At 66.4% G+C, this 13,809-nt stretch carries 9 protein-coding genes; 2 read left to right on the top strand and 7 right to left on the bottom strand.

All coding sequences use genetic code 11. The annotated features are described in order from the left end of the window. The first annotated feature begins 87 nt into the window (after positions 1-87). On the top strand, positions 88-3,423 hold the full coding sequence (locus tag F791_RS0107900) for a GGDEF domain-containing phosphodiesterase (protein WP_018138475.1): 3,336 nt from the start codon (positions 88-90) through the stop codon (positions 3,421-3,423). On the opposite strand, the gene F791_RS0107895 is transcribed toward F791_RS0107900, so the two are convergent. The 7 genes from F791_RS0107895 to F791_RS0107865 form a co-directional block, all read right to left on the bottom strand. After that, the gene (locus F791_RS0107895) at positions 3,420-3,797 is read right to left on the bottom strand and encodes a winged helix-turn-helix domain-containing protein (RefSeq protein WP_018138476.1); all 378 of its coding nucleotides are present in this window, start codon (positions 3,795-3,797) and stop codon (positions 3,420-3,422) included. The genes F791_RS0107900 and F791_RS0107895 overlap by 4 nt on opposite strands. A gap of 180 nt (positions 3,798-3,977) precedes the next feature. Further along, positions 3,978-5,936, bottom strand: coding sequence for an acetate--CoA ligase (acs, locus tag F791_RS0107890; protein WP_018138477.1), 1,959 nt, complete (start codon positions 5,934-5,936; stop codon positions 3,978-3,980). A 91-nt stretch (positions 5,937-6,027) separates the two neighbouring features. Continuing rightward, entirely contained in the window at positions 6,028-6,618 is a 591-nt protein-coding gene (locus F791_RS0107885) for an exonuclease domain-containing protein (RefSeq protein ID WP_018138478.1), read from the bottom strand. A 190-nt stretch (positions 6,619-6,808) separates the two neighbouring features. After that, positions 6,809-8,656, bottom strand: coding sequence for a putative nucleotidyltransferase substrate binding domain-containing protein (locus F791_RS0107880; RefSeq protein ID WP_018138479.1), 1,848 nt, complete (start codon positions 8,654-8,656; stop codon positions 6,809-6,811). 226 nt (positions 8,657-8,882) lie between these two features. Further along, positions 8,883-10,661 (bottom strand): sodium:solute symporter family protein, encoded by a 1,779-nt coding sequence (locus F791_RS0107875; RefSeq protein ID WP_018138480.1) that lies wholly within the window; start codon positions 10,659-10,661, stop codon positions 8,883-8,885. 7 nt (positions 10,662-10,668) lie between these two features. Beyond that, positions 10,669-10,932: a DUF4212 domain-containing protein gene (locus F791_RS0107870; protein WP_018138481.1), complete on the bottom strand. Its 264-nt coding sequence runs from the start codon at positions 10,930-10,932 to the stop codon at positions 10,669-10,671. A 55-nt stretch (positions 10,933-10,987) separates the two neighbouring features. Continuing rightward, complete coding sequence (locus F791_RS0107865) at positions 10,988-12,865, bottom strand: DUF294 nucleotidyltransferase-like domain-containing protein (protein ID WP_018138482.1); 1,878 nt, start codon at positions 12,863-12,865, stop codon at positions 10,988-10,990. A 190-nt stretch (positions 12,866-13,055) separates the two neighbouring features. Between F791_RS0107865 and F791_RS0107860 the strand changes: the two genes are divergently transcribed. Beyond that, a complete protein-coding gene (locus tag F791_RS0107860; RefSeq protein ID WP_018138483.1) occupies positions 13,056-13,808 on the top strand; it encodes a Crp/Fnr family transcriptional regulator in 753 nt (250 codons plus the stop codon). Position 13,809 lies beyond the last annotated feature (1 nt).

Below are 13,809 nucleotides of genomic sequence, written 5' to 3'. Positions count from 1 at the left end.
AGTGCGGCATGGATCGACCATTGGGAGCGGCATGCGAGTGAGCAGGGTGGGGCCGGACGAAAGCTGGCGCAGGTCACGCGGTACGGCGTGGACGGGCGGTTGCGCGTGAATGAACGCGTACACAGCCCCCTGCGCCCTGCAGCCTGGATTGCCGGTACCTACACGGTGCTGGGTCTGCTGTGGATTGCATTGTCTGATGCGGTGGTGGCCTGGTGGTCGGGTGGGCAGGTCGGCGATGCGCTGACAGTAGCGAACCTCGGGAAGGGCTTCGGGTTCGTGATCGTCTCGGGTATGGCCCTGTTGCTGGCCATCCGCTGGGTCCTGGCGCGCCCTCCGGAGGGGGGGGCAGTCACCAGCCCGCTGCGCCCCGGGGGTTTCGGCTACGGGCCCTGGCTATTGCTCGTGCTGGTCGTGATTGTCTCGATCATCGGGGCCACCCTGGTGACCTACCATGTGCAGTACGCCTCGGCCCAGCGGCAGGCGCAAGAGGAACTGCACCGCTCTGCCTTCCTGAAAGCCGGGCTGCTGGATCGCTGGCTGGCCGAGCGCGAAGGCGATGCGATGGTACTCGCCGAGGCGCGGGACTTCTCCGTCTTTGCACGAACCGCGGTCGAGATGCAGTCGGCGCTGGCGTTGGAACAGGTCCGTCACCGCCTGGAACTGATGCACGAGCGCTACGACTATGACGCCATCACGCTGATTGACCGCGACTGGCGCCCGATTGTCGAGGTGGGGCACAACTCGCTGGACCATGCCGCGGTGGACAAGGCGGTGACGGAGGCCCTGGTCAGCGGCGAGGTGAGCACCCCCCATCTGCATGCGAATGCCCGGGGCGAGGCCCGTATCAGCTGGGCGGTCCCCGTCGAGGACCGCGTGGACCCGGAGGGCGAGGCGGTTGCCGTAGTCGTGTTGTCCTCCGGTATCGAGACGCTGCGGGCGCTCCTGACCGTGGGCGAGGAAGCGGGCACCGTGGACCCGCATGTAGTGGCTCGGGAGGACGCACGCTGGGCTACGATCGCGCGGATCGAGGCAGGGGGCGGACGAATTATCGACCCGCCCGAGGCCTTTGCGCGCTTGCGCAGCGAGCTGCTCGATCAGGAACGAGACGGTGTGCGCGTGGCGTTGTTCGATGACGCCGATGGTGGTTTTCTGGCGGGCGTACAGCCACTGTCGGCGCCGGGATGGGACCTGATCCTCAAGCGAGATGTCGCACCCCTGGCGATCGTTCCGCGCCAGCAGGCGATCTGGATGGGGGCGGCCACACTCTTTGTATGGCTGGTCGTGCTGGCAGGGGGCGGTCTGCTTTGGCGTCAGCAATGGCTGCGCCATCACTTGCAGCTGATGCATTCGCATGCCGAGCAGGACCGTCTGCTGCGGTTGTACTTCGACATGCCGTTTCTGGGCATGGCGATCTCGTATCCGGGCGGCAGGGGCTGGGAGCGGGTCAACCCGTTCCTGGCACAGATGCTGGGCTACTCGCCAGAGGAACTGGTGCGGACCGACTGGGATCGGCTGGCGGTGCCCGAGGATCGCGGCTGTGAAGCGCCGCTGGACGCGGCCATGCAGGCCGGCGAGCGGGATAGTTACAGCATCCAGAAGCGACTGCTGCGCCGGGATGGGCGCGTTCTGGTCACCGACATCGATGTGAAGTGCACGCGTACCGCCGACGGCGCCGTGGATCGCGTGGTCGCAACCATCGAGGATATCACCGAGCGGCGCGAGGAGGAGGAGCGCCGACGGCTGGCCTCGGTGGTATTCGAGAACACCCGCGAGGGCGTGGTGATTACCGACGCCACCGCCCATATCCTGTCGGTCAATGGCGCATTCACCGAGTTGATGGGATATACCCAGGACGAGGTAGTGGGGCGCACGCCCAAGATGTTCCAGTCGGGTCGCCACGACCAGGCCTTCTACGCCAACATGCGGCGTCAGATCGAGACCGAAGGGCACTGGCAGGGCGAGATCTGGAACCGGCGCAAGACCGGCGAGATCTTCCCCGAGCTGCAAAGCATCACGGCAGTGCGCGATGACCAGGGTCGCCTGACACACTATGTCTCCGTGTTCGCGGATATCTCCCGTCTCAAGGCCTCGGAGGCCGAGCTCGACTTTCTTGCGCACCACGACCCCCTGACGGAGCTGCCCAACCGCCGGTTGCTGCGTGCTCGACTGGCACAGGCGATCGGGCTGATGCGGCGGCGTAATGGTCTGCTGGCGGTACTGATTATCGACGTTGACCGTTTTAAGGACATCAACGACTCAAGAGGGCATGCCGCGGGTGATCGCCTGCTGAAGATTGTCGCCGATCGTCTCCAGGCGGGGCGGCGGGGGACCGACACGGTCGCCCGCCTGGCCAGCGACGAGTTTGCCGTGCTGGCGGACAACCTGGCCCATGTGGATGATGCGGCACTGGTCGCTGAAGACATCCTTCGCGAAGTGGGGCGTCCGGCGGATATCGGTGATGGTGTCGAGATCGAGATCGCGGCGACGATTGGTATCGCGGTGTTCCCGGACCACGGGGCGGATGCCGAGACCCTGTTGCAGCAGGCCGGTACGGCGCTGTCGCGTGCCAAGGAAGACGGGCGCGGCGGCTATCGCTACTACTCGGATGCCTTTACTGAAGCGGCCCGCGAGCGCATCGACCTGAATGCGCGGCTGCGGCGCGCGATCGAGCAGGACAGCCTTGAGGTTCACTACCAGCCGCAGTATCGCGTCAGTGATGGTGTGCTGATCGGGGCCGAGGCCCTGCTGCGCTGGACCGATCCCGAACTGGGGCCCGTATCGCCCGGACGCTTCATTCCGGTGGCGGAGCAGACTGGCCTGATCGTGGAGCTGGGCGACTGGGTGCTGCGGCGCGTGCTGGCGCAGGGGCAGGCCTGGCGCGATGCCGGCTATCCGGCTGTACGCCTGGCGGTGAATGTCTCCGCACTCCAGTTTCAGCGGGTGGCGATCGACCAGCAGGTGGCCGATCTGCTGGAGGGGCATGGCTATCCGGCCAAGTATCTGGAGCTGGAGATTACGGAATCGGCACTGATGTTCGACCCCGAACGCGCCCGGCGTATCCTCCAGCGGCTGCGCGAGCGGGGCGTGAGCTTCGCGGTGGACGATTTCGGGACTGGGTATTCGTCCATGGCCCAGCTCAAGCGCTTCCCGGTCGATACGCTGAAGGTCGACAAGAGCTTCGTGGATGGCCTGGCGGCGGGTGCGCACGATGCTGATGACCGCTCGATTGCGCGGGCGATCGTGGCGCTGGGACACGGGCTGGGCCTGAGCGTGCTGGCAGAGGGGGTGGAGACGCGCGAGCAGCTCGGCGCGCTGCGCGAGCTGGGCTGCGATCACTACCAGGGCTATCTGGCCAGCCGCCCGCTACCCGCCGAGCGCTTTGCCACGTTGCTGGCCGAAGGGTTGGTGGCGGAAGAGTATTAGTCCGGGCGGGCTGGGTCGGTCAGGAATTCGCTGAAGTCGTCCAGCTCCTCGCGAATGGCCGCTGTCGCGCGGGCTTCCATCTCCCGGTAGCGCGCCAGTACCCGCTCGCCGAACTCCGTTACTTGTGCGCCGCCACCACCTGAGCCTCCCTTGGCCGTCTCGACCATGGGCTCACGGAAGCTCTGGTTCATCGTCTCGACCAGATCCCAGGCACGCCGGTACGACATGCCGACACTGCGTGCCGCGGCCGAGATGGAGCCCTTCTCGCGGATGGCCTCCAGCAGCATGGCTTTGCCCGGACCCATGGCCGTGACTTCGCCGAGCAGCACGCGCAGGCGCGGGGTTTGCGAGTGATCGGAGTGGTGTGTCGTCATGCCTTGGGTGCCCCGGGTGGAACGGATATGGTGCCCGGAATGGGGATCGCCGCCAAGGCACAAACGGTAGTAGGCCAGCCCCCTGGCCGATCGGCCCTTTCCGGCGCCCAATCGGCCAGAGGGCTGGCCTCCTACAGGAAGATCAAAGCAGGGCCGGGGCGGTGGGCCCCGGCCCGTGACTCAGGCCTTGCCCTGGAGCTGCGGGATCACGGCCTCGTTTTCGAGGGTGGAGGTATCCGAGGTGATCTCTTCGCCCTTGGCGATGGAGCGCAGCAGGCGGCGCATGATCTTGCCGGAGCGGGTCTTCGGCAGGCCGTCGGCAAAGCGGATGTCGTCCGGCTTGGCGATCGGCCCGATCTGGTCGGCCACCCAGTCGCGCAGTTCCTTGACCAGCTTTTCCGCGCTGTCGCCCGTGGGACGGTCGCCGTGCATGATCACGAAGGCCACGATGGACTCGCCCTTCACGTCGTGCGGACGCCCGACCACGGCGGCCTCGGCCACGGCCTTGTGCGCGACCAGTGCGGATTCGACCTCCATGGTTCCGAGGCGATGTCCGGAGACGTTCAGCACGTCGTCGATGCGGCCCATGATCCAGAAGTTGCCTTCGGAATCGCGGCGGGCGGAGTCGCCGGCCAGGTAGTACTTGCCGCCAAATTTGGGCCAGTAGGTGTCCTTGTAGCGCTGATCGTCGCCCCAAACGGTGCGCAGCATCGAGGGCCACGGCTTCTTGATTACGAGGTAGCCACCCTGGTCGGCCGGCAGGCTGTTGCCATTCTCGTCGACGACATCGGCGTCGACGCCGGGCAGGGCCTGGGTGCAGGATCCGGGCACCAGGGTGGTGGAGCCGGGGATCGGCGCGATCATGTTGGCGCCGGTCTCGGTCTGCCACCAGGTGTCGACCACCGGGCAGCGTTCGCCGCCGACCACGCGGTAGTACCACATCCAGGCCTCCGGGTTGATCGGCTCGCCGACCGTACCCAGCAGACGCAGCTTCGAAAGGTCGTGCTGGGCAGGGAAATCGTCGCCGGCCTTCATCAGCGCGCGGATCGCCGTTGGGGCGGTGTAGAACACGGTCACGCCGTGGTCCTGGCACATCTTCCACCAGCGCCCGGCGTCGGGCACGGTCGGCACGCCCTCGTAGACGACCTGCGTCGCGCCGACCGCCAGCGGGCCGTAGGCGACGTAGGTATGGCCGGTGATCCAGCCGACATCGGCGGTGCACCAGTAGACGTCGTCGCCCTGCAGGTCGAACACCCACTGGTTGGTGATGATCGCGCCCAGCAGGTAGCCGGCACTGGAGTGCTGGATGCCCTTCGGCTTGCCGGTGGAGCCGGAGGTATAGAGCAGGAACAGGGGGTGCTCGGACTCGACCCACTCCGGCTCGCAGTCCACCGACTCGCCGTCCACGGCGTCGTCCCACCAGACGTCGCGCTCGTCCTGCATGGTCACGTCGTTGCCGGCCCGCTTGCAGACGATGACCTTCTCGACGTCGGCCGGATTGGAGTCCAGCGCCTTGTCGACGTTGGCCTTGAGTGCCACGGTCTTGCCACCGCGCACGCCACCATCCGCCGTGATGACCAGCTTTGCGCCGGAGTCGACGATGCGGTCACGCAGGGCATCGGCGGAGAAGCCCCCGAAGACCACCGAGTGGATCGCGCCGATGCGGGCGCAGGCCTGCATGGCGATCACGGCCTCGGCGTTCATCGGCATGTAGATGATCACCCGGTCGCCCTTTTCCACATCCATGGTCTTGAGCGCGTTGGCGAGCTTCCCGACCTCGTTGTAGAGGTCGCGGTAGGTCAGGTTGCGGGTCTCGCCGTTCTCCGCCTCGAAGATGATTGCGGTCTTGTCGCCGCGGACCTCCAGATGGCGGTCGATGCAGTTGTAGGACACGTTCATGCGCCCGTCGGCGAACCAGCGGTAGTGGGGGGCGTTCGAGCTGTCCAGGCCTTCGGTGAACTCGGTCTGCCAGTCGATCTTCTCGCGCGCGAGGTCGCACCAGAAGCCCTCGTAGTCGGCATCGGCCTTCTTGTACAGGGCCTCGAGATCCTCGGGCTTCAGACGGGCGTTCTTCGTGAACTCCGCCGGCGGCGCGAAGTGACGGGTCTCGTGCAGCGTGGACTCGATGGTGTCGCTCATCAGGGCCTCCGTGATTCAGTTCGGGAATCGTGATCAATTCGTGGCATTTTGGGGGCTGAGGATAGCATGCCGACCGCCGGGATCCGTGCTTTCAGAACCAGCCGGGACGGAACAGTACGCGCGCCAGCGGGACCTGCGCGTCCGGGGAAAGCTGGCTGACCAGGGCGGCGAACAGCTCGCCCGCGGCCAGCGCGTCGAACAGTGCATCGTGCGCACGGTACTGCGGCAGATTGTAGCGTGTGCGCAGGGTGTGCAGGCGCATGCCATCTGCCGGGATGGGGCGTCCTGCACGGCGCAGCTGGCGCTCGGCCAGGCGCAGGGTGTCTACCACCGGGAGTGGGGGACGCACGCCGTACAGACGTTGGCACGCCTCCTCCAGAAAGCCGAGCTCCAGTGCGGCGTGATGGGCGACCAGGATGCGTCCCTGCAGCGCCTCGAACAACGCGTCCAGGGCGTTGTCGACGGTGCCCCCTCCGGCGGCCTCGCGGTCGGTGATGCGGTGGATGACCGCGCTTTGTTCCGGCACCGGGCAATCCGCGCGCACTAGCCGCTGATCGGCGGTCGCCAGGTCGATCCGTACACCGTCCATCGCGACCCAGCCGATGCTCAGGATCGCATCGTGCTCCGGGTCGAGCCCCGTGGTTTCGAGATCCACCGCGAGAAAGCGACAGCCCGCCACCACGTGCCGGGCGGAGGGCAGGGGTGACTCCAGGCAGGCCCGCAGGGCCCCTGCCGGGGCGTGTCGCGCTGCTCGCTGGCGGTCCCGGCAAAAACGCCAGTGCCCGATGGGGCGCATCCATGGGGTGTCCTCCGGCCGTGGGCAGGGCATCAGGAGGCCTCAAGCCGGGGAGGAATTCGACACACAGGGCTAGTCACCCGTGTACCCGCTCGGCCTGAGCCAGGGCGGCCTTCTGCGCATGGGCCACCAGACGAAATGCGTTTTTCAGGTGGCTGCGCTCCAGCCCGGACAGCTCGTTCGGGGGCAGGGCGTTGTCGGGGGCGGACCCGCGCCGGATCTGCTCGGCCTGCAGGCGCGCGCGCAGCGTGGCGATGAACTGCCAGGCGTCGATCAGGTCGGCGCCTGTGCCCTCCGACAAAACACCCGCGTGGCGAGCGGCCCGCAGTCGCTCGACCGTGCCACGGGCGTCCGACCCGGCGCGCAGGGCAAACACCCGGGCCAGAGCGACGATCGGCATCAGGCCGCGCATCTTCAGGTCCAGGGTGTCGGCGTGTTCGCCCCCGCGCTCGAGTACGAACTGGCGAAAGAATCCGAGCGGCGGGCGCAGCTCCCGTGCCTGGTCGGCGAGCGTGCTCAATACCGCTTCGCTGCGATAGCCCTGTTCCAGGACCGCGTGGCGCATGGGCTCGAACAGGCGGGTCGGGCCATGGATCACGCGCAGATCGAGGTAATGGGTGGCGAGCATCGCATCGCGCGGTGAGGGGTGGCTCAACACCCGTCGAATCTCGCGCTCCCAGTCGCTGGTCGAACGGCGCCAGTGGGGCTGGCTTGGGTCGACATCGCCCGGACAACGGCGGATGCCGCAGGCTGCCAGGCCTTCGCCGACCTCGTTGGCCAGGCGCTGGAACCAGGCGTCGGCATCGGGGGGTGCCGCATCGTCGCAAACCAGCGCCGTGTCCTGATCGGTATGCACCGTCTGTTCGTGCCGCCCCTGACTGCCGCTGGCCAGCCAGGCGTAGGCGGTTGGCGCGGGGCCGAGCTTCTCTTCCGCCTGTTCGATCAGGCACTGCGTGAGGGTGTCGATCACCGTGGTGATGGTCTGGCCGATCTGGGTCGCATCGGCCCCGGCCTCGACCAGTTGCACCTGAAGGCTGGGCAGGGCGCGCATCACGTCACGCAGGCCGTCGAGGCCGTCGGCGCGGCGCAGATCGCGTACCAGGTAGACCGCGCTGGTGCCCTGATGTCGGATCAGGTCGGTGCTGGAGAGGATCCCGACCAGCGGGCCGTTCTCGCCATCGGTGACCGGCAGGTGGTGGATGTCCCGCCGCGCCATGCGCAGGAGAGCATCGAAGGCCGGGGTGTCGCGGCTGACCGAGGCGACCGGCCGGGCCATGCATTCGGCCACGCGGCATCCGGGGTCGGTGCCGGCGGCCAGGGCATGGCGCAGGTCGGTGTCGGTCAGGATGCCCACGGGGATGTCTTCCATTCCGGGCTCGTGCAGCAGCAGGGCGGAGATGTCCGCCTCGGTCATGCGCTGGGCCGCCTCGCGCAGGGTGAGGCTGGTGGGCGACATGATGGGTCGTGGCGTCATCAGGGCACGCACGGGGGTGGTCAGCAGGCTGCGCTCGCCCGCCGGCGAGGTCGCGGCTGGCGCCCGCAGGCGGTCGGTGCCGAGATCGACAAACTCGCGGAAGGCCTCGTCCCGGCCGGCGAGATCGCGGGCACGACCGGCCTCGAGCTGGTAGATCAGGGCATCCTCGGTGATGCGGCCGTGCAGGTGGTCGGTGTGGGCGGTGTTGAGCAGGTCGCCCTCGCCCAGACGGTCCTGGAGCTGGTCCTGGGCGTCGTACAGTTCGGCGGCCCCGGTGCGCACGATCCACAGCTCGCCGGGGGGCGCATCTTCGGGCGGGAACGGGCTGTCTTCACGCAGGTAGCGCAGCGTCAGGCGCCGAACGAGGCTGGTACGGGTTTCGGACGGCAGTCGTGCGAGCTCCGGGCAGCGTTCGAGGAACTCGCGAATCTCTTCCAGTTCACCGTTCATGTGCGTTCCGGACAGCCGTCATCGCGGGATGGGTGGTGCTCAGGGCAAGCCTGCAACGGCCGATGCAGCCGCTGGAGGCTTGTCCCGAAGGAAAAAAGGCCGACCCGGCATCTGCCGGGCCGACCTCAGGGAGATGGTGGTCCCCCTTTCTTGCATGAATGTTAAGCATTCCATTCATGGTGGGCCGACAGGCCCGGTCATGCCAGTGGCATGACCGGGCACGACATCAGCTCGGGTTGTCGGTGCGCGGGACACGCACGCTTTCCACCAGCTCCTGGATATGCTGCGGCGGCTCCTTGGTCAGCTTCATCACGATGTAGGCCGCGACGAAGTTGAACACCGCACCAATGGCGCCGAAGCCGGTCGGGTTCACGCCGAACAGCCAGTACTCCTCGGTATCCGGGAGCATGGCGGTGCCGGAGAAGAAGAACCACCCCTTGTAGGTAAAGATGTACAGCAGGGTGGTCACCAGACCGACCAGCATGCCGGCGATCGCGCCTTCCTTGTTCATCTTCTTCATGAAGATGCCCATCATCAGGGTCGGGAACAGCGAGGCCGCGGCCAGACCGAAGGCTAGTGCTACCACCTCGGCCGCAAAGCCCGGTGGATTCAACCCCAGATATCCGGCGAACAAGATTGCGCCTGCCATGGCGATACGTCCCGCCATCAGCTCGTTTTTCTCGCTGATTCGAGGCATGAATACGCCCTTCAGCAAGTCATGCGAGATGGCCGACGAGATGGCCAGCAACAGCCCGGCCGCGGTCGACAGGGCCGCCGCGATACCACCGGCCGCCACCAGCGCGATCACCCAGCCCGGAAGACCGGCGATCTCGGGGTTGGCCAGCACCATGATGTCGCGGTCGAGGGTCACGATCTCGGAGCCTTCCCAGCCGTATTCCTCTTCCGCCATCGCGGCGAACTCTTCGTTGTCCTCGTTGTAGTACTGGATGCGGCCGTCTTCGTTCTTGTCCTCGAACGCGAGCAGACCGGTCTGTTCCCAGCGCTCCATCCAGGCCGGCTTGTCCTCGTAGGCCAGGTGGCCTTCTTCGGTGCCGATCTCGCCCGGATGCACGGTGTTGACGAGGTTCCAGATCGCCATCGCACCGACCGCCGGGGCGGTGGTGTAGAGGATGCCGATGAAGACCAGCGCCCAGCCGGCGGACTTACGCGCATCGCGCACACGCGGCACGGTAAAGAACCGGATGATCACGTGCGGCAGACCGGCGGTACCGATCATCAGCGCCATCGTCAGCAGGAACATGTTGAGCATGCTCATGCCGCCCTCGGTGGCCGAGTACATGGTGAAGCCAAGATCCACCATCGTCTGGTCCAGGGCCTCCAGCAGGTAGGTGTCCTGACCCTGAAGGGTGGAACCCAGGCCGATCTGCGGGAACACCTGGCCGGTGAGCGTCAGCGAGATGAAGACCGCGGGCACCGTGTAGGCGAAGATCATGATCACGTACTGTGCGATCTGGGTGTAGGTAATCCCCTTCATCCCGCCGAGCACCGCGTAGATGAACACCACCGCCATGCCCGATACCAGGCCAATGGCCAGCGGCACTTCAAGGATGTTGGAGAACGCGATCCCCACACCACGCATCTGCCCGATCACGTAGGTGATGGACATCGCGAGCAGCGAGATGACTGCCACCACACGCGCGACCTTCGAGTAGAACCGGTCACCGATGAATTCCGGCACCGTGAACTTGCCGAACTTGCGCAGGTACGGGGCCAGCAGCAGGGCCATCAGCACGTAGCCGCCGGTCCAGCCCATCAGGTAGGCGCCCCCGGTAAAGCCGAGGAACGCGATCAGGCCGGCCATGGAGATGAACGACGCGGCGGACATCCAGTCCGCAGCGGTGGCCATCCCGTTGGCGATGGGATTGACACCGCGGCCGGCGACATAGAACTCGCTGGTCGAACCGGCGCGCGCCCAGATGGCGATGCCGATGTACAGGGCGAAGGTCGCCCCGACCACGAGCAGGCTTAGAGTCTGTTGATCCATGACAGGCTTACTCCTCGTGGACGTTGTACTTGCGATCCAGGACGTTCATGCGCCAGGCATAAACGAAGATCAGGATGATGAAGGTGTAGATCGCGCCCTGCTGGGCGAACCAGAAGCCCAGCGGATACCCGCCGATCGAGAACGCGTTCAGCGGTGCGGCCAGAATGATCCCCAGCCCGAAGGACACGAGAAACCAGACGGCAAGGCAGATTGCCAACAGGCGCAGATGCTCGCGCCAGTAGGCCTGCCGGCTCAGGTCTTCTTGTGACATGACGTAGCTCCTCTCATAGGTTTTATTGTTCGCTGTGACTCGTCTATGCGATTCGTCACAGCTGGTACTGCACTTCAAGCTGGCCTTGCAGCTTGCGAGCCTGCCGGAAGGACTCCTTGAGGATGCGTCCCTCAAGAGTGCCCAGTTCCTCCGGCCGGATTCGGTTGTCGTCGTCGCGTCCTTCTCGCAGCGCCTTTTGCTGGGCCCGCAGGCGCAGCATCTGCAGATAGCGCAGGGCGGCGTGATAGTCGCGCGCGTCGGATTCGCGCATCACCTCCGCGGTGACGGCCTGGTCGAGACGCTCGTGGGTGCGGGTGGCCGGCAGTTCGGCGGCCAGCGCGATCACGCGCGCCGCGTCCACGAACGGGGTCAGCCCCTGCTTCTTGATGTCGATGCCGTCCGCACCGCTCTTGATCTCGCCGAACAGCCCCAGCGGCGGGCGGAAGGCCTGCTGGTTGGCGGCCATCTGGCGGCGAAAGCGGCTGTTGTAGGCGGTCTTTTGCAGCAGCTGGGTGCGCAGGGCCTCTACCGGGCCGTGGTCGCCATCCACCGCGCGCAGGTCGAAGAAGATGGTGCTCTTGAGCAGGTGATCGGGCGTGCCCTGCTCGATCCAGCGGGTAAAGCGCCGATCCCACTCCGGGCCGCTCAGGCAGCACTCCGGATTGCCCGCCATGATGTTGCCGGGGCACAGCATGAAGCCGCACTCGGCGAGTGCCTCGTTCACGGCCCGGGCGTAGGGCAGCAGGCGCTCGCGGACCGCATCGGCATCGCCGGCCTCGGCATCGAACAGGATGCCGTTGTCCTGGTCGGTGACCAGGGCCTGTTCCTCGCGCGCCTGGGAGCCGAAGGCCAGCCAGGTGAAGTCGATCCCTTCGATCGCCTCGTATTGGGGGCGCAGCAGGGCCAGCACGCGGCGCGTGGCGTGCTCGTTCAGGCGCGTGATCAGGCGCAGCACCTGATCCGCCTCGGCCCCCTGGCCGACGACCGCTTCGATCAGGCGCGGGACCTGGCGCAGCCGTTCGGCAATGGCCGCCACGCTGTCGGCGCGGCGAATCTCGCGCACCAGGCCGTCCAGGGTCAGGGGCTGACTGGTGAGCAGGTCGCGTTCGCCGAGCACGCCGACCAGGCGGCCGTCGCGTACCACGCACAGATGCGTCATCCCGTGTTCGGTCATCGCCTCGATGCCCTCGAAGCCCGGCGCGCTTTCCTCCAGGGCGACCGGTTCGGGCGTCATCACCGCGTCCAGCGGGGTGTCGAGGTCGACATCCTTCAGGGCGACCCGTGCCAGCAGGTCCCGCAGGGTGAAGATGCCCACCGGTCGTTGTTCGGCGTCCACCGCGACCACGGAGCCCACGCGCTCGTCGCGCATGGTGGTCAGCACCTCGCGCAGGTGTGTGTCGGGACGGCAGGTCACCGGGACGCGGGCAATGCGCAGCGCGAGCGGGGTATTCAATTGCCCGGCTGCGCCGCCGTCACGGCTGGACAGGGTGTCGAGGCCCTGTTGCAGGCGGTCCAGCAGGTTGGCCAGCCGTCGCGTGCAGAAGTCATTGAAGACGCGGGAGCGCGTGCGCAGCCGGTCGAAGTCCTCCAGGTCCAGCTCCAGGCATACCGTGTCCTCGGCCGCTCGGTGTACCGTATGAACGGCCCGGCGACCGAGCAGGGCGCCGATCGGAAAACACTCGCCGGGGATCAGTTCCCACGCCTTGCCCGAGAGTTGCTCGTCTTCGCTGGGGGTCTCGCCACGGATGCGCCCCTGGCGGATGATGTGAAAGCGGCGCGCCGGTCCGGCATCGGGATCCGTGATGCGGGCCCCGCGCGCGTAGAAGCGACTCTCCAGACGCGGTACGAGGAACTCCAGCGCGTCGGGTTCGAGCTGATCGAACGGGGCGTGGGCGCTGAGGAACTCGCGGGTGCTGTCGAGCGCGTCGGTCATGGCGGTGGCGCATTCCCCTGGGTGAACGGGATCACAGAATGGCCTTCAACCTGCAAAAAGCACGCCATAAGTGGACAGTATTGGGAATCAGTCGTTTGGATGTACGACTTTCTTGCGGGTGTTACGCAAGGTAACGCTGGTGTTTCGATGCGTGACATGAACGCTTTTTGCGAAGACAAAGGAGCCCGCGATGCCTGTATCGCAAGGTTGCATCCTCGAGCAGATTGACCAGTTTGCAGACCTCGTGCCCGAGGAGAAGGCCCTGTTGTTGCAACTGGAGAAGGACCCGAAGCGTTACGCCGCCCAGACCTGCCTGTGTGCGGCTGGCGAGGAGGCCGAGCGTTTCTACACGTTGCGTTCTGGTTGGGCCTGTGCGGTACGCGACCTGGCCGATGGGCGGCGTCAGGTCCTGGACATCTTCCTGCCGGGGCAAATCCTGGGCTTGCGCGAGATGGGGTTCAACGAGGCGCGCTCGGACTTCGTCGCGCTGACGGACATCGAGGCCTGCCCGTTTCCCCGCCGTCAGTTGACCGAGGTGTTCGAGCAGGCCCCGCGTCTGGCTTCACTGTTCTTTCTGATCCTGGCGCGCGAACAGTCGATGCTGGTGGAGCGCATCATCAACATCGGCCGCCGGCCCGCGGCCGAGCGCCTCGCGCATTTTCTCCTCGAGATGAAAGTGCGCCTGCAGCGTCCGTCCGAGGAGGTACGGCTCCCGATGAATCAGAGCGTGCTCGGGGATGCGCTGGGCATGTCCGCGGTGCATGTGAGTCGATCGTTCAGCCAGCTGCGCAAGCGGGACCTCATTAGCACGGAAGACGGAGCCATCCGAATCAAGGATATGGACGGACTGGTCCGCTTCTCCGGATTCAACCAGGCCTATCTGGACTGCGAAGCCAACTGGGTGAAAAGCGCAAGCCTCGGTTGCGCGGAGGAAGCCTCATAAA

Origin of the sequence: Thioalkalivibrio sp. ALRh (assembly GCF_000381425.1) — a bacterium.
GTDB lineage: Bacteria > Pseudomonadota > Gammaproteobacteria > Ectothiorhodospirales > Ectothiorhodospiraceae > Thioalkalivibrio.
Note: the sequence above shows the minus strand (reverse complement) of the source record. Positions and strands in the feature narration are given on the sequence as shown.

Coding starts and splice junctions, on each gene's coding strand:
- F791_RS0107895 (WP_018138476.1), bottom strand. CDS start 3,797: ATGACGACACACCACTCCGATCACTCGCAAACCCCGCGCCTGCGCGTG.
- acs (WP_018138477.1), bottom strand. CDS start 5,936: ATGAGCGACACCATCGAGTCCACGCTGCACGAGACCCGTCACTTCGCG.
- F791_RS0107880 (WP_018138479.1), bottom strand. CDS start 8,656: ATGAACGGTGAACTGGAAGAGATTCGCGAGTTCCTCGAACGCTGCCCG.
- F791_RS0107875 (WP_018138480.1), bottom strand. CDS start 10,661: ATGGATCAACAGACTCTAAGCCTGCTCGTGGTCGGGGCGACCTTCGCC.
- F791_RS0107870 (WP_018138481.1), bottom strand. CDS start 10,932: ATGTCACAAGAAGACCTGAGCCGGCAGGCCTACTGGCGCGAGCATCTG.
- F791_RS0107865 (WP_018138482.1), bottom strand. CDS start 12,865: ATGACCGACGCGCTCGACAGCACCCGCGAGTTCCTCAGCGCCCACGCC.
- F791_RS0107860 (WP_018138483.1), top strand. CDS start 13,056: ATGCCTGTATCGCAAGGTTGCATCCTCGAGCAGATTGACCAGTTTGCA.